The organism is Brevundimonas sp. TWP2-1 (assembly GCF_049897645.1).
Taxonomy (GTDB): Bacteria; Pseudomonadota; Alphaproteobacteria; order Caulobacterales; family Caulobacteraceae; genus Brevundimonas.
In genome coordinates this window covers 1,206,164-1,228,230 of sequence record NZ_JAFCWR010000001.1, presented here as the reverse complement: position 1 = coordinate 1,228,230, position 22,067 = coordinate 1,206,164, and the positions used below count along the sequence as shown (strand labels likewise).

17 protein-coding genes are annotated in these 22,067 nt (G+C 65.1%); 9 read left to right on the top strand and 8 right to left on the bottom strand.

The annotated features are described in order from the left end of the window. Nucleotides 1-2: 2 nt before the first annotated feature. On the bottom strand, nucleotides 3-1,337 hold the full coding sequence (locus ACP7BH_RS06155) for a hypothetical protein (RefSeq protein WP_114816387.1): 1,335 nt from the start codon (nucleotides 1,335-1,337) through the stop codon (nucleotides 3-5). Between the two features lie 228 nt (nucleotides 1,338-1,565). Here ACP7BH_RS06155 and ACP7BH_RS06150 point away from each other — a divergent pair, with 228 nt between their 5' ends. Both ACP7BH_RS06150 and ACP7BH_RS06145 read left to right on the top strand, forming a co-directional pair. Beyond that, nucleotides 1,566-2,084 carry a MobC family plasmid mobilization relaxosome protein gene (locus ACP7BH_RS06150; protein ID WP_313633093.1) on the top strand — a complete coding sequence of 173 codons (519 nt, stop codon included), beginning with the start codon at nucleotides 1,566-1,568 and terminating at the stop codon, nucleotides 2,082-2,084. Then, complete coding sequence (locus tag ACP7BH_RS06145; protein WP_313633091.1) at nucleotides 2,084-3,103, top strand: relaxase/mobilization nuclease domain-containing protein; 1,020 nt, start codon at nucleotides 2,084-2,086, stop codon at nucleotides 3,101-3,103. Before ACP7BH_RS06150 ends, ACP7BH_RS06145 begins: the two co-directional genes overlap by 1 nt. A gap of 401 nt (nucleotides 3,104-3,504) precedes the next feature. Here ACP7BH_RS06145 and ACP7BH_RS06140 read toward each other — a convergent pair whose 3' ends face one another. Continuing rightward, nucleotides 3,505-4,140: a class I SAM-dependent methyltransferase gene (locus ACP7BH_RS06140; RefSeq protein WP_425982948.1), complete on the bottom strand. Its 636-nt coding sequence runs from the start codon at nucleotides 4,138-4,140 to the stop codon at nucleotides 3,505-3,507. Further along, nucleotides 4,137-4,604 (bottom strand): hypothetical protein, encoded by a 468-nt coding sequence (locus tag ACP7BH_RS06135; protein WP_426043335.1) that lies wholly within the window; start codon nucleotides 4,602-4,604, stop codon nucleotides 4,137-4,139. The genes ACP7BH_RS06140 and ACP7BH_RS06135 overlap by 4 nt, the downstream gene beginning before the upstream one ends. A 159-nt stretch (nucleotides 4,605-4,763) precedes the next feature. Here ACP7BH_RS06135 and ACP7BH_RS06130 point away from each other — a divergent pair, with 159 nt between their 5' ends. From ACP7BH_RS06130 to ACP7BH_RS06100, 7 genes are all read left to right on the top strand, one after another. Next, the gene (locus ACP7BH_RS06130) at nucleotides 4,764-5,513 is read left to right on the top strand and encodes a GIY-YIG nuclease family protein (protein ID WP_313633086.1); all 750 of its coding nucleotides are present in this window, start codon (nucleotides 4,764-4,766) and stop codon (nucleotides 5,511-5,513) included. Continuing rightward, nucleotides 5,510-6,745, top strand: coding sequence for a cysteine desulfurase family protein (locus ACP7BH_RS06125; protein WP_313633084.1), 1,236 nt, complete (start codon nucleotides 5,510-5,512; stop codon nucleotides 6,743-6,745). The genes ACP7BH_RS06130 and ACP7BH_RS06125 overlap by 4 nt, the downstream gene beginning before the upstream one ends. Further along, nucleotides 6,742-7,704 carry a DUF4007 family protein gene (locus tag ACP7BH_RS06120; protein ID WP_313633083.1) on the top strand — a complete coding sequence of 321 codons (963 nt, stop codon included), beginning with the start codon at nucleotides 6,742-6,744 and terminating at the stop codon, nucleotides 7,702-7,704. The genes ACP7BH_RS06125 and ACP7BH_RS06120 overlap by 4 nt, the downstream gene beginning before the upstream one ends. Further along, the gene (locus ACP7BH_RS06115) at nucleotides 7,697-11,149 is read left to right on the top strand and encodes a hypothetical protein (RefSeq protein ID WP_425982950.1); all 3,453 of its coding nucleotides are present in this window, start codon (nucleotides 7,697-7,699) and stop codon (nucleotides 11,147-11,149) included. Before ACP7BH_RS06120 ends, ACP7BH_RS06115 begins: the two co-directional genes overlap by 8 nt. Further along, nucleotides 11,146-11,994, top strand: coding sequence for a phosphoadenosine phosphosulfate reductase family protein (locus ACP7BH_RS06110; protein ID WP_313633080.1), 849 nt, complete (start codon nucleotides 11,146-11,148; stop codon nucleotides 11,992-11,994). Before ACP7BH_RS06115 ends, ACP7BH_RS06110 begins: the two co-directional genes overlap by 4 nt. Nucleotides 11,995-12,116: 122 nt before the next feature. Further along, on the top strand, nucleotides 12,117-14,465 hold the full coding sequence (locus tag ACP7BH_RS06105) for an ATP-binding protein (RefSeq protein ID WP_313633079.1): 2,349 nt from the start codon (nucleotides 12,117-12,119) through the stop codon (nucleotides 14,463-14,465). Nucleotides 14,466-14,480: 15 nt separating this feature from the next. After that, nucleotides 14,481-16,460: a hypothetical protein gene (locus ACP7BH_RS06100; RefSeq protein ID WP_313633077.1), complete on the top strand. Its 1,980-nt coding sequence runs from the start codon at nucleotides 14,481-14,483 to the stop codon at nucleotides 16,458-16,460. A gap of 189 nt (nucleotides 16,461-16,649) precedes the next feature. Here ACP7BH_RS06100 and ACP7BH_RS06095 read toward each other — a convergent pair whose 3' ends face one another. Genes ACP7BH_RS06095 through ACP7BH_RS06075 form a run of 5 tightly spaced genes read right to left on the bottom strand, consistent with a single transcriptional unit; the run spans nucleotide 16,650 to nucleotide 22,062 of the window. Then, a complete protein-coding gene (locus ACP7BH_RS06095) occupies nucleotides 16,650-17,270 on the bottom strand; it encodes an LPD7 domain-containing protein (protein ID WP_313633076.1) in 621 nt (206 codons plus the stop codon). Further along, complete coding sequence (locus ACP7BH_RS06090) at nucleotides 17,267-19,123, bottom strand: type IV secretory system conjugative DNA transfer family protein (RefSeq protein WP_425982952.1); 1,857 nt, start codon at nucleotides 19,121-19,123, stop codon at nucleotides 17,267-17,269. Before ACP7BH_RS06090 ends, ACP7BH_RS06095 begins: the two co-directional genes overlap by 4 nt. Next, nucleotides 19,089-20,099: a P-type DNA transfer ATPase VirB11 gene (gene virB11, locus ACP7BH_RS06085; protein ID WP_244093371.1), complete on the bottom strand. Its 1,011-nt coding sequence runs from the start codon at nucleotides 20,097-20,099 to the stop codon at nucleotides 19,089-19,091. The genes ACP7BH_RS06090 and virB11 overlap by 35 nt, the downstream gene beginning before the upstream one ends. Beyond that, a complete protein-coding gene (gene virB10 / locus ACP7BH_RS06080; protein ID WP_208542174.1) occupies nucleotides 20,096-21,253 on the bottom strand; it encodes a type IV secretion system protein VirB10 in 1,158 nt (385 codons plus the stop codon). The genes virB11 and virB10 overlap by 4 nt, the downstream gene beginning before the upstream one ends. Then, nucleotides 21,250-22,062 carry a TrbG/VirB9 family P-type conjugative transfer protein gene (locus ACP7BH_RS06075; RefSeq protein ID WP_244093370.1) on the bottom strand — a complete coding sequence of 271 codons (813 nt, stop codon included), beginning with the start codon at nucleotides 22,060-22,062 and terminating at the stop codon, nucleotides 21,250-21,252. The genes virB10 and ACP7BH_RS06075 overlap by 4 nt, the downstream gene beginning before the upstream one ends. Nucleotides 22,063-22,067: the final 5 nt, after the last annotated feature.

Here is a 22,067-nt window from a genome sequence, read left to right as displayed (position 1 = left end):
TGCTAAACGTTCGCCGGTCGCGCGGCATCCCCGGCGACCGGCCCAACGCCCACGATGCGCCGGATGAGGGCGCGCATCAGATCGGCGAGCGCGACAAGGGTCTCGTCGTCTTCTTGGCTCGAATACGGAGACACGAGGTTTCCGTGCATGACCGCATGACGGACTTTCTGCCAAGCCTTGACCTGATCTCGCGTGATCGCGGCGTCGGCGACGAGCGCGCGCATCGCGACGGCCGTCGTGACTTCGGCCGTTCTCTGCACGGCGCGGATGGCCGCCTCCTTCAGAGCGTGGTCCCCGGACCAGGCGCGGATGTGGCAGATCAGTTGTGTATTGGCGTCAAGATCGGCGTCCTCCCGCCGGGTTCCGCGAGAGTACAGCATCGAGACCAGGCCCTCGATGCTGCTGGCGAGGGTCATGGCCCAGACCCAACGTGACCCGCGCGACGCCTGGATCACCTCCTCATGGAAGTGGGTGACCGGATTTGCCTCGAAGTTTCGTCCATCTCCCGTCCGCGCCGAGGCGACATGCGTCAGGAGCGCGGCGTACAGGGTCCAGAACCCGGCCTTGTCCCATCCGGCGGTCTCGTCGATCCACAAGGCCGTCCAGTCGGAGTCCCGTGTCCAGGGAGGGGAGGGCCTTACAGCGAGCATCGCGTGACCGTCCGATTGAACACGGGCGACCATGCGTGGAAACACCAATTGGCCGAACAGGATACGCAGAGGTTCGCCCAGCCAGTTCTCTGTGTAGGTCAGCGGGAGCGACTCCGAGGCTGGTGTTGAAATCGTCAGCATGGAAAGGGCGCGATCGAACCTGAAGGTGACGGTCTGGCCCATCACCTCGAGGTCGAATCTCGGTTCTGGCGGCAGGCGGTCACGAGGGGTCGTGACGAAGTGCGCCAGCATTTGCGCGGCGTGATGCCTGGTCGGGATGAGGAAGCGAACTTCTGTCGATCCTGTCGGCGTCAGTTCAGAGCGGCCGCCCCCCATGAAGGACTCTGTTTCGCCCTCGAAGGTCCAGGCGCCGTCGCCGGTGCGGAAGCTTGGGACGGTCCATCCGCCCGCGTACTCGGTTCCCTCGTCGTCCTCGAGCACCAATCGGAACCGCGATAGTCCGTCATAGCGGTCACCCTGCTGGCGCCGCATCTGTTCAAACACATAGGCGGGGTTCTCGGGCTCCCCGATCAGGGTGAACTCGAAGCGGTTGGCGGAGACGACCCGAAGCTCCCCCGAACCGGCGACCAGATCCGGCTCATGGTCACGCGCCATCAACCGCATCTTCGGAAAGGCGTGGACGCTTGAGATCGCGGAGAACCGGGAGAAGTCGTCGAGCGGCGACACGGGTGCGGTGATCCTGGGACAGGTTCGAGGGAGTGATGGAGGTGGCGGTGGAATGCGCGGTTGTCCAGCACCCGCCCGGCTGGGGCGCCGTTCAGGGCGGAGGGCGAGCGGCCGGCTTCGGACGCCGAGGGGAGGGCGGACAGCACCGGAGGCCTACGGGGTGAGGATGGTGACGGTCTAGGGCAGGATAGGCTTTGCGCCGGCATTGTCAGACACATCACCTCGCCCATGGACCGCCTCACCGTACGCCTGCCAACTGATCTGATCCGACGGTTCGACGCCGCGGCGGTCGGGCGAGGCGGTCGGTCGCGCCTCCTGCGTCGTCTCATCGAGGGCGCTGCACAGGCCGCCCTTCCAGAGGTCGCCGCACCGTCCGTGGATCGGCTCGACGCCAAACTGTCTCTCCGCCTGACCTCTGACGACCTAACGCTGCTGGAGCTCGAGGCGGCTCGCACGGGCCTGTCCCGCACCCAATGGACGGTCGCCTTGATCCGACGGCGCCTCCATGAGCGGCCTCAGCTTTCGCCGTCCGAAGCCATCGCCTTCATAGGCATCCAGCGGGAGTTGCGGCGCATCGGCGTCAACGTGAACCAGATCGCCAGGGCGATGAACACCGCCGTCCTCGAGGGCAAGGTGCTCGAGCTGGAGGTCGCTCAACTCGCCGATTTCGCCGTCGAGATCCGCGCTCATCTCGGCGGGGTCCACGACGCCTTCAAGGGCAATCTCCACTATTGGTCGGACCGCTGATGGCGGACTTCGTCCAGGTTCGGGGGTTCGAGGAAGCGGTGCGTCCACCGGTCCGGCAAAGGCGCGCGCGCCTGACCGATCCGCCAGGGCAGATCGCACGATCCCGCCCCGACATGACCCCCCGTGCCCGGCTCGATCGGATCGCCCGACGCGTGCCGGAAGTGATGGTCAAGATCACGGGGCGGACCCGCGACGGCGGTCACCTCCAAAACCATCTGGCCTATATCGGGCGGAACGGAAAGCTTCCGCTTGAGGGGCCGGACGGCGAGCGGCTTCAGTCCCGGGCCGAGGTCGGGAGGCTCGTCGGAGATTGGATGGCGGAGGTAGAGGCGGATCCACGTCGCCGCAGGGATAGCGCGGTCACCCTGTCCATTGTGCTCAGCATGCCGCCGGGCACGGACCCGTTCCGCATGCACGATGCGTCGCGGGTCTTCGCCGGCCAGACGTTCGGCGACAGCCATCCCTATGTCTTCGCCTTCCACACCGATGAGCGACATCCCCATGTCCATCTGACGGTTCGGACCCTTGGCCACGACGGACACAAGCTCAACCCGCGCAAGGCCGATCTCGAACAGTGGCGGCAGGCTTTTGCGGCCGCTTTGCGGGATCGCGGGGTTGAGGCCGAGGCGACGCCGAGGCGAACGCGAGGCGTCGTGCGCAAGGCGGAGCAGGGGGTTCTCCGGAGAATTCGGTCTCGCTTCAGCCAGGGCCAGGGCGAACCGCTCAATGTCGACGTGGCGGCTGTGCGGGACGCGCTCGACAAAGCGAGAAAGACGCCTTGGGTCGAGGCGGGTCGCGCGCGACAGTCGGACGTCCGGCGCTATTTCGCTGCCCAGGCCTTGGCCTTGTCCCGTTCGGACCGAGGCGAGGATCGTGAACTAGGTGCGGCGCTCGCGGCGTTCGTGAAAGATATGCCGTCGGTTCGGACTCGCGGTGAGGCGATTTCCGCGAAGATCGACCTTCGTCGGCAGCATGAGGAGAACGGCAAGCGGCCTCCTGGACGATCGAGACAGCGCTGACGGAGGGGCCGGCGTTCCCGGGTGGTGAACCTAACGCGCATCTTGGCGCCGTTTCGTCCCAACAAAGGAGCATCCGCAAGTGCTCGATTCTTCTTGCGGTGGCGCGCGGCCCATCGAGCGGTGCTGACTCGTTGGAGAAATTCGGGATGTGCGCTTTTCGTAAGTCCGGCTCAGCCGATCAACACTACGTCGGTTCCGAGCGCAGGCTGATACCGTCTGGACTGCGGCGTCGCTCACGTCCAGCTAGGTTGGGGTTCCTCGCCCCTGGGCCGCCAGCCTGACAACGCTATCCTCACCGCAGCGGCAGTTACGGAAAAGGTGACAACCCATCTGAGCAGGATCAGGTCAAGCTAAGCCAAAGTGCGGGGTGCCAAATAGACGGCCTTGCACCATAGTTTGGTCTAGCGTTCCGGTAGTCGGCTCGGATCCGGGCTGCCCGGCGGCCGGCTGAATACGCACCAAGACCACTCGACATCGATGCGCTGGAGAAGGTCCACGTCAGCGCCTGCTTTCAGGAGATCGAGGCCTGCGCCGGCGGCGGCGGGGACGATCTCATCGAGGGAGTGGTCATTGAAAACGCCTGGCCTGTCGCCGGAACGTGGCGGTCGAACACTGATGGCGAGCCTTGCCCCCGGGACCATCAGGGTCCGGAAGGTTTCGAAGGCGCGGGGCAAGTCGGCGCCTGAGATGTGCATCAGGACGGCGGAGCACAAAATAAAATCGAACCGGCTGTCCGACGCCGTGAGGCGGCTGAGGTCCGGCAACTGATCGTCGATCCAGTTCAGGTTTGCTCGCCTGTCCATCAGACTGGCGTGGCGCCGCATCGCTGCGGAGGGCTCGACGGCGGTGACGGAATACCCTCTGTCCGCCAGCGCCCGCGCGTCCCGGCCGGAACCGGCGCCAATGTCGGCGATGCGCGCGCCCGGCTCCGGCAGGAAGGGCAGGACCGCCGCGTGAACCTGCTCGAAATCGACCGAGGCGTACTGGTTCCGGAGCCCGGCCGCCGATGCGGCGTAGTGGTCGGAGACCGAACTCACCGCGGTGTCAGGGCAGGGCAGGCCTCAGACGAGGTCCCTGGCTTCACGGCGCCATTCACGACGCAGACGACGACAGAAGCCGGCTTGGCGGTCCTAGCCAGGACGGCGGCGGGCTTCAGGGCGGTCACGCCGGCGCCGACCGCCGCCACGAACAGCACCGTGCAGAAGGCGCTGACGGTGAACCAGCCAAACGGCGCCTTCATCTCCCCCTGAACCTTATGGATTCGGTCGAGCAGAGCCCCGAGAAGCAGGCGAAGGCGGACAAGGGCGACAAGGAAGGCGAGATCGACCAGGACGGCGAAGACAAGTATGAACCGCTGGCCCATCTCGGTGAGATCCAGACTGGCCAGGGCGAACCAGAGCCCGCCGTTGAGCGTCATCATGATCACCGGCAGCTGCCAGAACACCGTGTTCAGCGCCCGAAAATCCTCGCACTGCTGCTGGTAGATTTCACTCTCTGTCACAGCCATATCGCTCAAGATCCAAAACAGCGACGGACGTCGCTGGGTGAGTCTACTACAAAGGCGGTCATGAGGAACCACACGGCGAGCATCGGGTCCGCGCGGGCGGCGTTCGAAAGAGCGCCTCGGAACCCCTCCTGGACCTATGCGGAAACGGTTCTCTTGCTCGACCTTTACCAACGCGCGGGGCGGGCGCCGCCCACTCATCCGGCTGTGATCGAAACGTCCGCCATCCTCCGCCGACTTGGACGCGAGCACGGTGTCGCGGCCGCAGACACCTATCGCAATCCCGAAGGGGTGGCGATGAAGCTCAAGGCCATGGCTCAGCAGGACCCCGGCTGGCGCAAACTCGGGCTTAAGGGTCTTCGTCCGGTGGCGATCGACGCCCTGGTCTGGAGCGAGCTCTCGGGCGACCCCCAGAGCCTTGCCGCCCGCAAGGCGTCGATCATCGGGAAGGTTGTCGTCGACACCGTCCAGCCACGCCCGGAGGGGGCAGACGGACCCCGAAGCTCCCGGGGACCGGCGCCCAGCGTCGGGACGATCTCCGGTGAACGATCGGACGGCGAAGCGGTCCTCTATCTCCTGAGGCTTGAGGGGCCAGTGCAGGCCCTGTTTGCGCCACGGCGGGTCGATCCGCCCTTGATCGTGGCCAAGGTCGGCCGCTCCAATGACGTCAATCGTCGGGTCGCCCAGCTGAGCGCCGGGTTTCCCCCGACCTCCAGCCTTTCGTGGACCCTGATCGACACCGTGCCGTTCGACAGCGCCACGAAAGCCCATGCCGCCGAGCGGCTTTTCCTCGACGCCGCGGACGCCAGCAGGTGGTCGATCGGCGGCGAGTTCATGATTGCACCCCAACCGGAGCTGCTACAACTGATCCGCGAGGCGCAGAATCGGGCGAAGGTGAGGTTATGAGACCCATCCTCCCAGACCCTGCCCATCGGCCGGAGCCGTCGCCCGAGCCCGGAACGGCGGCGCAAACCCCGCGAACGCCCCCGTCACCGGCACGGATCTATCTGGACCACCACGCCACGACGCCCGTCGATCCCCGCGTGGCGGCCTTGATGGTGGGGGTCATGACCGAGGATTTCGGTAATCCGAACAGCGCCCAACATGCCTGGGGTCAGGACGCCGCCAGGGTGATGCTTGATGCGGCGGTCGCCGTGGCCAGGCTGGTCGGGGCGCAGCCGGACGGCGTCAGGTTCACCTCCGGCGCGTCCGAGGCCTTGCGTCTTGCGCTCGCCTACGCCTGTGATCGCAAGGGCGGCGCCCCCCTCCTGGTCGCCGCGTCTCGGGTCGAGCATCCCGCCCTCATCGACGAACTTCGCGCCGGAGAGCGGGACGGGCGCTACCGCATCGTCTGGATGCCGGTCGACGGCAAGGGTCGGGTCTTGATGGACACCGTTCGGGCCGCGCTCAAGGCCAAGGTCGATTTGTTCTGCCTTCAGGCCGCCAACAACGAGGTCGGCACCATCCAGCCTTTCGGCGAGGCCGCCGCTCTCGCACAGGCCAGCGGGGCGGAAGTGCTTGTCGACGCCACCCAGGCGGCCGGCCGTATTCCCCTGTCGATGGCCGAGAGCGGTGTCGACTACCTCGTTCTCAGCGGGCACAAAATCTATGGACCCAAAGGCGTGGGCGCCCTGGTCGGGCCGGACCTTGCCGAGATGCCGCCGCCGTCCCGCTACGCCTTCCACAACGCGACCCCCAATGTCCCTGGCATTGCGGGTATGGGCGAAGCCTGCCGTCTTCGCTTGCTGGAGATGGCCGAGGACGAGGTCCGGATCGCCGCCCTGCGCGACCTGATGCAGGCGAGGCTGCAGGAGGCTCTTCCGGCGCTGGTGGTCAATGGCGACCAGGACGCGCGCCTGTCCAACAACCTTCATATCTCTATCCCAGGAGCCCAGAACGACATCGTGGTCGCCAATCTGAGGAGTGAGGTCGCTATCTCCACAGGAGCGGCCTGCATGGCCGGGGTGGACGCGCCGTCCCATGTGCTGCAAGCCATGGGTCTGGAGCCATGGCGACTGGACAGTGCCCTTCGCATCAGCCTGGGCCGGACCACGACCGCCGAGGACGTGAGACGCGCTGGGACCCTCCTCATCACCGTTCTGGAACAGGTCCAGACCCCTATCGAGTCCGCCGCATGATCGCCGAAGCGCTCCGCGACATCGAAGCCACGACGCTTCCCCCCCGGTTCTCAGGACACGAGAGCTTCGCTCTGCGCTATGCTTGGCTGCCCAAGGCGTATCGCGCGATCCTCAAGGATCCGGCCATCTTCAGCCGTGAGGAAGAGGCCATGGAGGTCCTGGGGATCGGCAAGAACATGGTTCGCTCGCTGCGGTTCTGGGTCGAGGCGACCGGCATGGCCGAAAGCCGGGATCGGAGCCGGAGCCTGGAGCTGACCGAGTTCGGCCGCGGGATTTTCGATGCCGAGGGCTTTGACCCCTATCTCGAAGACGTCCGGACTCTGTGGCTTCTGCACTGGACGCTGGCGTCCAGACGGGAGCGTCCCCTGTTCGCGTGGAACTACCTCTTCAGCCGCTGGCCCCGGCCCGAATTCTCGCGCAGCGAAGCCTTGGCCGCCTTCCACAGCGAGTCGCGCAAACTCGGCGCGGATCACTCTGAAACGACCCTCGGACAGCACCTGGACGTCTTCCTGCACACCTATGTGCCGAGCCGCAGCGGCGGTTCGATAGAGGACTCGCTCGATGGCCCCCTCGTGGACCTCAACCTTCTGGTGCCGATGGGCGAGCGGAAGGGCGAGGGCGGTCGCTTCGAGACCGTCTTTGGCTTCCGGCGCGAACCGAAGCCCGACATCACCGACGCCCTGTTCGACTACTGCCTGATGGAGTTCTGGGCCGGGCTGAGCCGCAACGACGACACCCTGTCGCTGCGCGAGGTCACGGTCGGCGAGGGATCCCCGGGCCAGGTCTTCAAACTGACCGAAGACGATATCCGCGCCCGGCTCGAAGAAAACGGACAACGTCGTCACGAACGGCCCTACAGCTATCAGCCGTCCGCAGTGCAGGGCCTGCTGACCCTGCGTAAGAGCGTGGCCCCTGTCACGCTCGACGCCGTCTACGGCCGGGAGTTCGACCATGTCTAAGTCCGCGCCGAACATCATCGACCTGTTCGACATCCCGAGCCGCTTCATGCGGTCGGTCCTGCTCGAGCGGGACTACGACGATCCCCATGCGCTCGAGAACTATATCGTCACCCCTGCGATGGCCGCCGCCTTCCAGCGGGTGGCCAAGGGGATGGCGCCGGGCTCGCGCCAGCGCGCCTGGCGGATCACGGGCGACTACGGCGTCGGCAAGTCGTCGTTCGCCGTGGTCCTCGCCCATCTGCTGAGCGGCGCGCCGAGCGCCAGGGCGGAGGCTGTCGCGGTGACCATGGGATGGCCGGCGGACGCGGATCGGCCCGGTCTCTGGCCTCTCCTTGTGACCGGCGCCCGCGAGAGCCTGGCCGTCGCCCTGGCGAGAGGGATCGGCGAAGGCCTGGAACGCCGCAGACCGAGAAAGCCCGGCGGGCGCTGGGCCAGGCTTGCGGCCCGGGCGAAGGCTGTTCAGGCTCATCCGGACGCCGACGCCGTCGTCGCTCTGCTCGACGAGGTGCGCGACTTCGCCGCCGATCACGACGCCGGGGTCCTTCTGGTGGTGGACGAGCTCGGCAAGCTGCTCGAGTATGCGGCGGGCGAGCCGGACCGCGAAGATGTCTATCTCCTGCAGCGGCTGGCGCAGGCGGCGGCCCGGAGCGGGGAGATTCCGTTCTTTTTCGTCGGCCTGCTGCATCAGGGATTCCAGGCCTATGCGGAACGCCTGCCGACCGTGGCGCGTCACGAATGGGACAAGGTCGCGGGACGTTTCGAAGAGATCGTTCTCGACCAGCCCATGGCTCATACCGCGGCGCTGGTCTCAGGCGCGCTGCGCATCCGCACCGAAAGCCTGGGCCGGGATGTTCACGAGGCGGCGCGTGAGACGGCCAGCGCCACCGCTACCATGGGCTGGATGAGCGGCGCGACCAGCGCCGCCCTGAATTTTGAGACCGCCCAACTCTATCCGCTTCATCCCACGCTCCTGCCACCCCTGGTCAGGTTTTTCTCGCGCTTCGGTCAGCACGAGCGCTCTCTGTTCGGGTTCCTCCTGTCGTCAGAGCCCTTCGGACTCCAGGCGTTCGCGGAGCGACCGGCAGGGCGCGGCGTCTGGTATGGTCTGCCGGAATTCTACGACTACGTCCGGGCAGTGTTCGGACACCGGCTGGAGGGCAACAGCTACCAGTCGAACTGGCTGCGGATCGCTGCGACGGTCGACACTGCTTCGGATCTGGATGAGCTGGAAGTGCGCGCGCTCAAGGTCACGGCGCTCCTCAGCCTGCTCGACTTTCCCGAACTCCTCGCCACCGACACCGCTTTGCGGGCGTGCCTGACACCCGCGACGAAGGCCCAGGTCAACGCCGCCGTCACCACCCTGCTGGACCGGGGGCTGCTGTTCAAGCGGGGCAAGGTCGGAGGCTACAGGCTCTGGCCTAACACCAGCGTCAATCTCCATGCCGCCCTGGAAGACGGTGCGCGAGCCGTCGGTGAGCTGGACGATGTGAGCGGCAACCTCGCAGGCTTCCTGGAGAACGAGCCCCTCCTGGCGCGCCGTCACTATATCGATCGCGGAACGATGCGGTTCTTTGAGGTCCGCTACGCTTCAGTGGATCGTCTGGTCCAGGTGATCGCCAAGCCGACGCTCGCCGACGGCCTGGTCGTCATCGCCCTTGCCGACACGCCGGCCGATCAGGCGCGCGCCCTTGCGCTCGCGGAAGGCGCCGAACTGGCGGACCGGGACGATGTCGTCATCGGCGTCACGCGGCCGCTGGCTGCGCTCCTGGGCGATGTGAAGGATCTCATGGCGTGGCGCTGGGTCGCCGAGCACACGCCCGAGCTGGTGAACGACTCGTACGCGGCTGCGGAAGTTTCTCGCCAGGTAGCGTCCGGCCGGCGCGCTCTCGAAATCTCCCTGGGGATTACGGGGGCTCTACGCCACAGGGGCGTGACCTCGGTCCAGTGGCGCTGGAGGGGCGAGCCCCTGGAGACGGACCGGGGCCTGTCGTTCCAGCTCTCGGCCATCTGCGAAACGCTCTACGAGGATGCGCCCAGGATCTCGAACGAGCTGTTGAACCGCAAGGTCCTCAGCAGCCCAGCCGCGGCCGCCCGGATGCGGCTGATTGAGGGCCTGTTCGAGGCCTCTGACAAGCCCTTCTTCGGGATCGACGCCACCAAAGCGCCGCCCGAAAAGTCCATGTTCCTGTCGGTCGTCCAGGCGGGGGGACTGCAGCAACCGGTGCTCGCGGGCCTCAGTCTGGCCCTGCCGCCCAAGAGCGATCCGCTTCGCCTGCGTCCCGCCCTCCTGGAGATCGAACGCCTGCTCGACGCGTCGGAGGGAGAGAAGGTCAATGTCAGGCATATCCTGAACGCCCTGGCGGAGCGGCCCTTCGGTGTTCGCGCCGGCGTGGCGCCGCTCCTGCTCGCCGTCATCATGAAGCTGCGCCTTCATGAATTGGCCGTCTATGAGAACGGCACCTTCCGGTCCTCCTTTGGCGGGGCCGACTTTGTTCGACTGATCAAGGGCGCCGAGACCTTCGACCTCCAGCAGTGCCGTGTCGAAGGCGTCCGGGCAGAAGTCTTCGCCCGACTGGCGTCGGCTTTTGCCGAGCCTCAGGCCGCCCGCGATCCCCAGATTCTCGACGTTGTGCAGCCGTTGGCGCGGTTCGCCGCCAAGCTTCCGGAATACACGCGGCGGGCCGGCAATCTTCAGCCGCGTTCGGCAAAGGTTCGCGACGTCCTGCTTAGTGCGACCGAGCCGGCGACCATGCTGTTCCGCGATCTTCCGATCGCCTGTGATGTCGAGCCGTTCGCGACCGATGGCGGCGGCGACGTCGATCAGGCAGGCCTGTTCGTCAGCCGGCTTGAGCTCGCCATCGAGGACATGCGAACAGACTATCCCAAGCTGCTGGGGCGGATCATCGACACAACGGCGGCGGCGATCGGTCAGGATGATGCGGTCTTCGATCGTCTCGCGCTCGCCCAGCGCGCCTCGCGCGTCGCGGCGACCGCCTCCTTGCCCAAGCTGAGAACCTTCGCGCTTCGCCTGCGAGACGGTAACACCACCGACGAGGCCTGGGCGGAAGCGCTCGCCAGCTTCCTGATCGCCAAGCCGCCGGCGCGCTGGAACGCCGCTGACGAGCAGCGCTGCCTAGATGAACTCGCCAGCGTCAGTCAGCTGTTCCACCGGGTCGAGACTGCGGCGTTCGAGAACGGATCGCTCCATGGCGACAAGGACGCCGTCCTGGTCAAGCTGACCCAGGCCTCTGGCGACGACCGGGGTCTGGTCGTCCAGAGCGCCAAGCTCAGTCAGGCCTCCGAGAGGCTGGTCGAGAAGATCGGCAAGGAGTTGAACGCCAAGAGCAAGGCCGAGCGGCTCCAGATTCTGGCCCGGTTGATGTGGGACGACCTTCCGGCGGCGGCCGAACAGACGGACGAGACGACCGAGGCGAGGCGAGCATGAGCGGCAGATACGATCACCTTCTCGTGGCCGGCAGCGAGCCGCCGCGTCACATCCTGAGCCTGTCCGGAGGCAAGGACAGCGCCGCCCTCGCCATCTATCTGCGGGACCGGGTGCCAGACGTGGAGTACATCTTCCACGACACCGACAAGGAACTGCCCGAGACCTACGACTATATCGCCAGGCTCGAGGCCATCCTGGGCAAGCCGATCGTCCGGACGACCCCGGAGGATTCCTTCGACCACTGGCTGGCCGTCTACAATGGCATGCTGCCGTCGAACCATCGACGGTGGTGCACCAAGATGCTGAAGCTGAAGCCGTTCGAGACCTATGTCGGAGACGGACCGGTGATCAACTACGTCGGCCTGCGCGCCGACGAAAACCGCACGGGCTACATCAGCACCAAGCCCAATATTGTGGCGGTCTATCCCTTCCAGGACGACGGCCTCGTGCGCGCCGACGTCATCCGAATCCTTGAGGATTCAGGCTTGGGATTGCCGCCCTATATGGATTGGGGCCGATCGCGTTCGGGCTGCTTCTTCTGCTTTTATCAGCAGAAGATCGAGTGGGTGCGACTGTTGGAGACGCATCCCGCCTACTATGAGCTGGCCATGGGCTACGAAGAGAAGGCCGTTAAGGTCGGCGAGCAGTTCTACTGGTGCAAGACCGAGTCCCTACGCGAACTGGCGCGGCCCGAACGGGTCCAGGCGATCAAGGACAACTGGGCGAAATCCGAGGCGCGCCGCAAGGCGAACAGAAAGAACATCTCTCTGGCCGAGACCCTGGGAGGACTGGAGGCCGAGGACGACCCCCATCTCCGGGATGGGTGTCTGGTCTGCTCAATCTGAGCTAAAGCCTAGAAGGTCGTTCAACGCTTGCGCGAACTGTTAACCCGCGCGCATTATCCATTTCCCGCATCCAAGGGTTCCCGTTTGAACATCGACGCTTCACATTTTCCGGCTGATTGTCTGTGAGCTTCACTTTCGAGGCGCGGACGCTGCTTGAGCTTGGCAAGGAACTGATCAGTTCTGATGAAGTCGCGCTCTACGAACTAATCAAGAACGCCGTCGACGCCGGCTCTCCCAAGGTGGAGATCCTGGTGGATGTTTGCCTGACGCATTCCGACTTCGTTGAAGCCCTGACGCGGATCGAGGACGGCAAAACCACCTCCGAAGTTCGCGATTATCTGCAAAGCGCCTTGATCGACGTGCAGCGCGATCGCGCCGTCCAGTTCATGACCCGCATCTCGACCGGAGATGACCGTGGGCAATTTATCGGCGCCCTGATGGCAGCCTATAACGAACTGAATACGATCGAGATTCGCGATACGGGAAGTGGGATGACCCTTCTGGGTCTGACCGACGTGTTCTTACGGATCGGCACGCGTTCGCGGCGCACTGAAAACATCGCAGGGGCGAAGAATCTCGGTGACAAAGGCATCGGTCGGCTCTCGGCCATGCGGCTGGGTGATCGGCTTCAGGTCAAGACATCGACAGCCGGCGAGACCCACTGGAACCTCCTCGATATCGATTGGACTCTCTTTTCGCACGACACGCGCAAGACGGTTGATGAGATCAGCGTCGAGCCCGTGATAGGCGAGGAAAAGTTCACGGCCGCCGATCAGGGCACAAGCGTCGTCATCTCCAGCCTGGTCGGCGATTGGGATGTGATCCGCTTCACTGATTTGCTCCAGGGGCGGATTGCCCGAATGGTCGATCCTTTCCAGCCCGGCCTGGGAAACAAGCTGCTGATTGCCCGACATAACGGGGTCCGGATTTCCGTCCCGTCGGTTCCGGCTCAACTCCTGCAGTCCGCACATGCCTATTGCCAGGTTGAATTGAAGTTTGACGGAGACGAACCGGTGCTGACCGGGTTCGTGGACTATCGGTATCGCCATCGTCGCATAGAGCTCGATGAGCGAGGCGCGGGCGTCTACTCGGTCGCACAAAGTACGGTCAAGCGGCGGGCGAAACGCGGGCACGCCGCCTTCAAACTCGTGCCGGTCAGGCCATCGGCCTTGCAAGCGCTGGGCGGCTTCAAGGCCGATATCTACTGGTTCAACCGGCGCGTGGTCGACGCCGTCGAGGGGCTGACCAGCAATATGCGCGAAACCCGACAGGAGGTTTCCAACTGGAGCGGAGGGCCGATGCTCTACCGCTATGGGTTCCGGATTCTGCCCTATGGAGATCCAAGCGACGATTGGCTCGCCTTGGATGAAAACGCTTTCGGCGCTTCGGGCTTCAAGCTCAACCGTCAGCAGGTGATGGGGCGTGTCCTGCTTGAGACGCCGCATACAGCGCTCAGCGAGCAGACCAACCGTGAAGGTCTGATGCAGTCTGAGGCTGCGGATGCCTTGAGAAAGATCCTGACGTGGGTGGTCCACACCGAGATGCGCGGCCTGATCAACGAAGCTGATGAAATTGAGCTTATTGAGCGCCGCGAGTCCGAACAGGACACCAAGCTCGCCAACAGCGCCCGGAAACGGGTCGATGAAGCTCTGGCGCGTCTGCGCGCCGAAGTCGGCGAGGGTGCCGAGCCCTTGATGGACGACGTCGACAAGGCGGTCAGCCGGCTGACGGCCCAGTCGAGCTCGCTCGTGGACCGGATCGAGAAGGTCATCGCTGAGGCCGATAGTGAGCGCGAAAAGTTCGTCTATCTGGCCGGCATCGGCCTGATGACCGAGTTCATTTTCCACGAGCTCGACCGGGCGGTGAGCCACACGATGGATCTTCTGGCGGGGGGCAGCCTGCGCCAGTCGACGATCGATTCCCTGCGAGAGCAGTTGAAGACGCTGCAGAAGCGTATCGCGGCCTTTGATGAGCTCACAGGCGAGAAACGGCAATCCAAGAGCACCTTTGATCTGGGAGATCTCGCCGACGAAGTGCTTTCCAATCACGCGCGCGAGTTCGACCGTCACGGGATACGTCTGGTCTTCAATCGACCGGACACCCCCTTGGTCATCAAGGCCGTGCGGGGAATGCTGATCCAGATTCTCGAAAACCTGATCGTGAACTCCGCCTACTGGCTAAAGCAGCAGGAAAGATTCCAGCCAGGTTTTGATCCGAAAATCACGGTGACGCTCGACGCCGCGGTCAGGAGCCTGACCGTCGAAGACAACGGTCCGGGCGTCGCCGAGGATCGTAAAGAGCGGATATTCCAGCCGTTCATCACCAGCAAACCGACCGGGCAGGGCCGCGGGCTTGGGTTGTATATTGCGCGCGAGCTCGCGGAGTACCACGGCTGGAAACTCTACATGGATTCCGATGTCGGGCGCGTTCGCAAGGACCGCCTGAACATGTTCGTTCTTGATATGGGTTAGGTCGGAGGGACGCTAATGGGACACGAAAAGAGAATTGTCGCCGCGTTCACCGAAAACGAGATCACGCAGATCCTCGTCATCGACGATGTGTATGACGCGCCTGTCTTGTCTGAGATATCCGGCGAGCTGCTGGACTTCCTGGGCGACATCGATGGTATCAACGCCTGCCAGGCCGCCGGCCTCGCCGACGATGTGATCACAGCCGCCACGACAGCCGCGAATGAAAGCAATCCGGACTCGGAAGATCTGACCGCGGTCGTGGAAGCGCTCTACAAGAAATACGTTGAGACGCGCGAGGCGCGCTTCGATCCTGGAAACTTCGCGACGTTGAAGAACGTCACCCTGGGCGTGCTCGACCCGCTGATTGCCTTGTTGAGCAAGTGTGGGCCTGACGTGACGGTCCATACCGCAGGCCTGGGGAACGGGGCTCAGCGCTTCAAGGAGATTAGTCCTCAGGTGGTTTTCCTCGACTACTACCTGAGTCAGGACGCCGTGGGCGCCGGGCTGACAGCCGCCGTCAAGAAGGGCGCGCGCGCCGCCTCCATCAATCTGCTCAGTGAGCTTCTCAAGAACTGCACCGACGACCATCCTGCGATTGTTCTCATGTCGTCTGAACAGGTCAAGAAGGAGGCCAATGACTTCCGCGAGACTGTCGAGAAGAAGGGAGCTTGGGTCCTCGCCCTTCGGTTCCGGTTCCTGCAGAAAGGCTGGATCAGCCAACAGCCGGCCGGGGCCATCAAGATTCAGAACGAAGCCGCAGACGCGCTGTTAGATACGAGCCAGGGCTATGTGTTTGGCAAGGTTCTGCAGCAAGCTCTGTTGCAATGGCGCAAGGGTGCTGAGGAGGCGTTGCAGACGCTACTGGGCGAAATCGGCAAGCTCGAGCCGAAGGATTTCGCCTATCTTTTCCGCTTCCGCCTGGCCAGCGAAGGCGAGCGCATGGGCGACTATCTCGAATGGTTGTTTGGAGAAAGTCTGCGGGCATCGACGGCTGAGAGCGTGGATTGGCAAAGTGAGCCGTTCAAAAAACTCGACGACGGAAATCTCAGCAAAGGCGTCGAAGGGGCGTTCGATGGCCCCTCGACGGCGATTGCGAAGATATTCCATCGTATCAAGGTCGACGAGCATCTGCCGAAGCATCGGTCCCGGCACGCTTTGGGCGATCTGTTCGTCCATCCGACCAAGAAGACCGCGTTTGTCGTGATCACGCCGGATTGCGATCTGGTGCCTCGAAAAGGAAAGACAAAGGTCGAGCGCGTCTTGGCCATGGAAGGGGAACTCAAGTCGTTTCAGGACGACAGTTCCTCCGCCGATCAGTTCATCATCTACAAAAAGAAGCCCTTCAGCCTCCGGTGGAATCCAAAACGCCTGATGACCTTTCCCGTTGAAGGAGCCGGATCGCTTCGGCAGGTGAAGGGTCTTGAGTTTCTTGGCAGTCTTCGACCCCTTTATGCTCAGGAAGTTCAGCGCATGGCCCTCACGGATCTGAGCCGAATTGGTCTCGCCGTCGCGCCGACCATGGGGGTCGACGCCAAGATAACAGTTCACATACGACGAACCGTTGGCAAGGCCACGAGCGCGATGGAGCTGATTAAGGTAGAGGAGGGGGCCATGGCGACCGTGTTTCCCGAACGCGGCGAAGCCGGACAGGGACATAAGGTTCTGCTTCGACGCTCGTTCATCCATGCCTTGGTCGACGCGCTTAGAACCGTCGACACCAACACGTTGTCCGATGACGACAAGGCCAAGCTGTCCGAGTTTCTGAAGGAGAAGAACGAAGATCAGTTGATCAGCGGGTTCCTCATCAAAGGAGCGGCTGTGAAAGCGAAGGGCCCGATGGGGACGTCCATCGTCATCGCTGACAACCCCGACAACAAAAAAGATGCCGCGTGGCTGCAGCTTCTTCTTGAGCCATCCGAGGCTGCCATGGAGGAGCTGATCCACATTGATCCAACACTTCTCCCCACCGAGGACGGGCTTGTTGAGGCGGCTTGATTGACGATTGACGTGACTAAGACACCGTCCCTGCCCATGTCGTCTCCAACCTCGCTCAGCCCATCGCGCGACGAACCACTAAGGAATGTCGGCTTCCAAAGTCTGATCTAGTCCGGTCATATGCCTTGCAGACATCAGTGGCCAGCACGACCGCAGCGATAATTGTGAGGTCGGCTGGGGCGGGTACCTTCAGGACCGTCGGTCGCGTGAGTCGTCGCGATCTCGCGTGCGGGCGGGGTCAACCTGGTTGTGCAGACGTTGGACAGCGCGCTCCATCAGCCGCGTCCGGGCTGCCGGGTCTTCGATCAACCGTTTGACCACGACCGAGGCTGCGCGAAGTCGGTCCTCAACGGCCCGCTCGGCGAGGTGTCGGCTTGACGGAGATCGGGCGAGGGACGGTTCGCCGGCCGCCTGCCGATCCCGATCGCGCGGCCGGTAGCCCTTGACCTCGACGCCGAGAGACCGCCCCTGGATCCAGGCCTCGCGACGAAATCCTTCGTCGCCGGAGACCCGCACTCCGGTCCAGCCCCGGTGCTGCGCGATCTTCAGCATGTCGGCGACGGCGTCAGGATAGGACAGCGTCGTCGTCAGTTTGCGGCCCTCGTCCCGAAACATCGGTTCGGCGGCGCGGTGATCCCGGTAGAAGCGGGCCGGGCGACCCTGGCGGTCGCGTTCGATCAGATAGCGATCCAAGATGGCCTGAGGCGCGTCACCCCGGGTACGGGATCGGGCGTCGCCCCCTTTGGCGGGTGTCGGCGCCACCGTGTTTTCGGCGGACTGTTCTGGCGCTTTGGCAGGGCGTGGGCTCATCGGTCGTCGTCCCGATCAGGAGCAGGCACGATGGCGTCGATGATCTGGTCCAGCCAATCGGCGACTTCGTTCTCGCTGGCGCCGATCTCGGGCGGGGGGCATCCCTGTTCGGTGAAGGCCTGAACCACGGACTCGTAGCTCATATCAGTCTCCTCTAGCGCTGGGGCTGGTGTGACGGGGGTGGCGGAGGCGAGCTCGGGCGCGACGGGCCGTCTCGGCGGGATCGGCGCCGGCCGTTGCCGGCGAGTGAACACCCGTTCTCGGAAGAACCGGATCTTCTCGCCGCGCGCCGGCGGCATCCCGGCCTTGAGCACGATCAGGCTTCGTTCAGGGAGTTGCATCAGCTCCTGGGGCATCATCAGCGCCCGGCGTTGATCGGATGTCGTCGTGCTGCGCCGGCCGGACCCGAGGCCCATGGGGCGGCTGCGACTGCGGGCCTGATAGGTGTAGTAGCCGAGCCGTTCGCTCAGCTCCTGGGCCACCTTCAGCTCCTTCGGCGCGAAGACGACCTCGATCCCGCAATTGGTCAGGATGTCCTCGGTCACGTCGGGGCCGTAGAGGGTCCGGAGCTGCGACGGGCTCTGGATCACCGGCAGGAGTCGAAAGCCGTAGCCGGCGAGGTAGGAGAAGGCGGCGGCGAGCACGGGCGCGCGACCGAGCCGGGCGAACTCGTCCAGCAGGACCAGCACGGGGCGATCGTCAGGGCCGGAAAGCCGGCGGCTGTTCAGGTCGACGAGTTGCTGGAAGAGCAGGCTGTAGAGCGGCGCCACCCGCAGCATGTTGTCGGGCGAGGCGCCCAGATAGAGCGACAGGCGGCCCTGGCGCAGGTCACGCAGGTCAAAGTCGCTGGCGGCCGTCGCCGCGTCTACGGCGGGGTTGAGCCACAATCCCATTCGACTGGTGATCGTCTGGCGGATGGACGCGAAGGTGTTCTCGCTGGAACTGCAGAAGTCCGACAGGGCCGAGGCGCATCCGGTGGACAGCGGCGCTCCTGCCAGCGCCCGCGCCTTGATCAGGCCGGGGAACCGTTCCCTCGCATCGCCCTGGGTGAGTTGCCGGAAGATCTCGCCGAGCGAGAAGGGGAGATCAGGCGTTTCCGCAACATACCCCCCGACCCCGATAAAGCCGGTCCGGGCGGCTTCCGACCAGAAGGGATCGGCATGATCGTGACCGGGGAAGAGCATGACGGCCATGCGCTGGAGCTCGTCCAGGACAGCGGAAGCCGACGATCGCGTGATGTGCGCCAGCGGGTTGAAGCGCGCGGTTCTGCCGTCCGGGGCGAGGGGATCGAACAGCAGCACCGTCTGCCCGGCGGCGGCTCGAAAACCCGCCGTCGCTTCGTAGTTCTCGCGCTTGATGTCGAGGACCACGACCGAGCCCGGCCAGGTCAGGAGATTGGGAATGACGATCCCGACTCCCTTGCCGGTGCGTGTCGGGGCGTAGAGCATCACATGCTCCGAGCCGCCGGCGATCAGCCATGAGCGACCTCGCCGACCGAGCAGGATGCCTTCGCGCGCCGCCAACCCGGCCCCCTTCAGATCGCGCGTAGCGGCCCAGTGCGCCGCGCCATGAAGCGGACGGCGAATGCTTAGCGCAACCGCCGCGACGATGACGACGGCGAGGAGAATGTTGATCAGACCGCCGATCCGAAGCCAGCGCTGAAGGTCGGGGTCGGCGCGATAGTACCATAGCCAGGCTGGAACACGGGCGGGATCGATGTCCGGCGACAGGCGCCCGACACCGGCCAGGGCGATCATCGCGGTGGAGGTTCCGGCCAGAACCAGCAGGAGCATGACACCGATGACGACGAGCGTCGTCCTAGCGGCCGGGCTGGCGTTTTCGAACCGGGTCATGCCAGACCTCCGTCACGCGGAACCGGCCATCGGTCTTGCGCATCTGGACCACGATATCGACGAGCAGGTGCAGCAGGGCCCGAATGTCTTCCCGCGGCAGATCGCGCCCCCCGTCGGACTCGCGGACCAGCAGCGTCAGTTGCTCGAAGGCCAGAGAGGCGCTGTCGGCGTGGACAGTGGTGATAGAGCCCGGATGGCCGGAGTTGACGTTGCGAAGATAGAAGAAGGCCGTGCCGTCGCGCAGTTCCTGCAGCAGGATCCGGTCGGGCCGCATCCTGAGGGCGCTTTCGAGCAGGGATTTGGCGGTGACCTGCGCGAGGCCCTGGCCTTCCTTGGAATAGGTCAGGTGGACGACGTTGCGGTGAGGCACGACGAGTTCGCGCGTGTCTTCGATCGTCAGCAGGCGCTCATGGTCGGGGATAGCCTCCACCAGACCCTTGGCGAAGGTGGTCTTGCCCGAGCCGGTGGCGCCGGAGACGAGGATGTTGCGCCGTGAGACCACGGCCAGTTTGAAGAAGGCCGGCCAGTCTCCCGATCTTTTCAGGGCGAGGAGTTCGGCGTCGACCGGATCGGCGGACGCGTCATCCGCCGCGACGACAGCATCGAACAATCCCCCGGTCGCAAAGGCGTCGAGGCCGAACTGCCGGCGCGAGGGCTTGCGGATCGTGAGGGACACCGTGCCGGCCGGGGCCGCAGGCGGAAGAACGATCTGGCATCGTTCGTCGCCGGGCAGGGTCGTCGAGCAGATCGGCCGGGCGTCACTGACATCCTGTTTGGTGAAGGCGGCGGCGGCGACGGCAAGCGTCCTAAGCCAGGTCTCGGTGAGCAGCGGCTCTTCATGCCAGCACCAGCCGCCGCCCTGTTCGATCCCGACCTCGCCGGGGCGATTGATCACCAGTTCGGTCACGTCGTCTGGCGCGAGCAGGGGTCGCAGCGGCGCGAGGTAGTGTTCCAGGACGGCGGTGTCGTCCATCATCTTGCGCTCAGCCGATAGACGCCGGCGAAATTCAGGTCCTGGGCGACGAAAATGGAGACCTCGGCGCCCTGGGGTTTGCGCAGGGTCGCGGGGATGTCGACCGAGTTCTGCAACGCGACGCCGGCCGCGTCCGAAGGCACCCGCGCGGTCTGGCGCACCGCGTCGTCACGTCCGACGGCGGCGTAGAGACCGTCGTCCACCAGCGACAGCAGGAGGGCGCCGCCGAACCGGTCCCAGAAATGGGTGTCCACGCGGCCGTCGAAGCCTGCGCGCCCGAGGGCGTCGGCGGCCGGAGACGCCAGGCCCACAGTGACGCCCGCAGGCGTGACGGCGCGGGTCCACAGGACGAAGAGCCGGTTGCGGCCCTGCTGCAGACCGCCCTGGTATTCGCCGAGCACCCGGGTGCCGCGCTCCATCAGCACCACGGTTCCGCTCTCCGAGTAGACGTGTCGCGGGAGGATGCAGCTGACGAATCCCGGGGTCGCGCTGTCCATCGCCGTCTGGAGGATGCAGGGGATGGAGGCTCCCGCCGTCAGCAAGAGGTTGCGATCCCCCAGCTGGCCGGCGCGCGCCTCACCGATCGGCGAGGTCTGGCGCAAGCCGTCGAGCGGGGTGACGCGGGCCTGCATCGGCGCAGGGATCCCGGCCGCAAGAGCCGCAGCGGAAAGGACGCCCGTCGGTGCGACGCCGGAGCCTTGACGGCTATAGGCGAGGACCGGGGACCGCCTCGCTTCGTCGGTCAGGGTCTGGCGCCGTTCGGCTGCCGAGGGGCCGTTCGATGCAGGGGAGGGCGAGGTCTCGAGCGCCGGCACCTGTTCGTCCGACGACGTCAGGACCGGTGCGTCGGGATCGAAAGACTGGTCCGTCAGCAGGGGCGGCTCGGTATCACGGCGTGCCGGTTCGAACGGAACGACCTGCCGGGCCGGTTCGTCTGCCGCCGCCTTCTGGTCATCCCCCTCGCCACGATCCCATGTGGCGAAGAGGAAGACAGCGCAGCCGAGGCCCAGGGCGGTCAGGGTGACGACCTTGGACCCGCGACCGCCGAAACGGCCGCCGATGGGCGATATGCCCCTGTCGGTCGTTGGCGGCAGATCCTGGCCTTCGGAACGAGCTTCCGCTGCGGCGGCGTCCTTCGGTTCGGGCGAGGCGGTCATGGTTGGGCTCCTTGCGTCACGCTTCGATCCACGATCGGCGAGGCCGTGCCGGTACCGGTGGCGACACCGCGCGGGTCGTAGGCTTCGTTGAAGATGCACAGCACCGAAGCGCCGCGGCGCAGCCGCAGGCCCGGAACGACCGCGTGGATGACCACGAACTCGCCGCGTACATCGAAGGGGACCAGGCTTTCCTCGCCGTCGGCGGACACAGCGAAGATCGAAGGAAGGGGCTGGTTCGCCGGGAACCTCAGCACGGTGAAGCGGCCGTTGTCGGTGACCTCGCTGGGCTGCAAGTCCGACGCGCCCTGGACACTATAGGCGAGGTTGCGGGGGCCTGAGAGGGCCGCCTGGTCGAGCGTCAGATCGATCACGCGCTCTTCGATCGCCTCGGCGGCGGCGTCGAGCGACGCCACGGTCGCGGCCTGGAGGTCGGCCGGGTAGCGGAACCGGATCTGGTAGGCGATGGAGGATTGATCGCGGGCGTCTCGCGCCGCAAGTTCGAACGCATAGTGACGCGTCGCGCCTCCGCGTTCGGTGACCACGAGCAGATTGGTCGCCTGCAGGCGTTCGCGGGGTTTGAGGAAGAGGACGGAACCCTCGGCCGCGACCTCCCAACTGACGCTGTCACCGATCGCGACATGGCGGATGGCTTCGTCCGGACCGAACACGATCTGGGTGGCGGTACGGAAGGCCCCGGCGATGCGGTAAACGGCGCCCGGGGCGTAGTCGACCTCCACCATCCGGGCGTCGCGCTCTTCGGCCCAGGCCGGCCCCGACGTCAGCGCAAGGCCGGCGGCCAGGGCGATCAACAGGG

Bases quoted from the DNA above. Each gene is read 5' to 3' on its own strand.
- ACP7BH_RS06120 (WP_313633083.1), top strand. From the start codon at position 6,742: ATGATCGCCGAAGCGCTCCGCGACATCGAAGCCACGACGCTTCCCCCC.
- ACP7BH_RS06145 (WP_313633091.1), top strand. From the start codon at position 2,084: ATGGCGGACTTCGTCCAGGTTCGGGGGTTCGAGGAAGCGGTGCGTCCA.
- ACP7BH_RS06100 (WP_313633077.1), top strand. From the start codon at position 14,481: ATGGGACACGAAAAGAGAATTGTCGCCGCGTTCACCGAAAACGAGATC.
- virB10 (WP_208542174.1), bottom strand. From the start codon at position 21,253: ATGACCGCCTCGCCCGAACCGAAGGACGCCGCCGCAGCGGAAGCTCGT.
- ACP7BH_RS06150 (WP_313633093.1), top strand. From the start codon at position 1,566: ATGGACCGCCTCACCGTACGCCTGCCAACTGATCTGATCCGACGGTTC.
- ACP7BH_RS06090 (WP_425982952.1), bottom strand. From the start codon at position 19,123: ATGACCCGGTTCGAAAACGCCAGCCCGGCCGCTAGGACGACGCTCGTC.
- ACP7BH_RS06095 (WP_313633076.1), bottom strand. From the start codon at position 17,270: ATGAGCCCACGCCCTGCCAAAGCGCCAGAACAGTCCGCCGAAAACACG.
- ACP7BH_RS06110 (WP_313633080.1), top strand. From the start codon at position 11,146: ATGAGCGGCAGATACGATCACCTTCTCGTGGCCGGCAGCGAGCCGCCG.
- virB11 (WP_244093371.1), bottom strand. From the start codon at position 20,099: ATGATGGACGACACCGCCGTCCTGGAACACTACCTCGCGCCGCTGCGA.
- ACP7BH_RS06125 (WP_313633084.1), top strand. From the start codon at position 5,510: ATGAGACCCATCCTCCCAGACCCTGCCCATCGGCCGGAGCCGTCGCCC.
- ACP7BH_RS06115 (WP_425982950.1), top strand. From the start codon at position 7,697: ATGTCTAAGTCCGCGCCGAACATCATCGACCTGTTCGACATCCCGAGC.